Source organism: Methylobacterium sp. WL116, from assembly GCF_008039455.1.
Lineage (GTDB): Bacteria > Pseudomonadota > Alphaproteobacteria > Rhizobiales > Beijerinckiaceae > Methylobacterium.
Window position 1 is genome coordinate 1 of sequence record NZ_VRUV01001051.1, and the last position, 647, is coordinate 647.

Sequence of the window (647 nt, forward strand, 5' to 3'; positions counted from 1 at the left end):
CCGCCATTCGCGCTCCCTACCGCCGCGCCGCCCCTCGCGCCGCCCCCCTTGAACCCCCGGGCCCCGCCGCCCCCTCCCCCCACCGCGCCGCCTCGGCCGGCGCGGTCCCGGTCTCCGGCCCGGATCCGTCCCGCCACAGGATGGCCGGCCCGTAGGCGGTCTCCACCGCCTCGCCCTCGCCGAAGGCCTGCACCATCCCGGTGCGGATCATCTCGCACCAGGCGGTCGGGCCCACCGGCGTCTGGCCGCGGAACGGCGCGACCACGAGCCGGTCGGCGGCCCGCGTCATCGCCACGTAGAGCAGGCGGTTGTGCTCCTCCCGCGCCCGCGCGTGCAGGGTCTCGCGCGCCGCGCCGATCGCCTCGGAATCGTAGGGCTTCGCGCTCGACCAGACCGGCGGGACGTCGCCCGGCATCACCAGCAGCGGCGGGTCGTTGCCCCCCGGCGCCTCGCAGCCGTCGATCATCACCACCACCGGAGCCTCCAGGCCCTTGGCGCCGTGCACGGTCATCACCCGGACCTCGTCGCGGCCGGATTCCATGTCGCGCTTGACCGTGTGGCCGGCCTCGCCCCGGCCGCCGGCGCAGTAGCGCGCCAGGAAGCCGGCGAGCGAGGGTGCGTCCGCGCCCGCCTCGGCCTGCGCCGCG

General features: G+C 77.7%; 1 protein-coding gene. It reads right to left on the reverse strand.

The genetic code is table 11. From position 1 onward, the window contains the following. Nucleotides 1-16: 16 nt before the first annotated feature. Nucleotides 17-647: 3'-5' exonuclease (locus tag FV223_RS29340; protein WP_281407492.1), on the reverse strand; the 631-nt coding region annotated here is incomplete at its 5' end.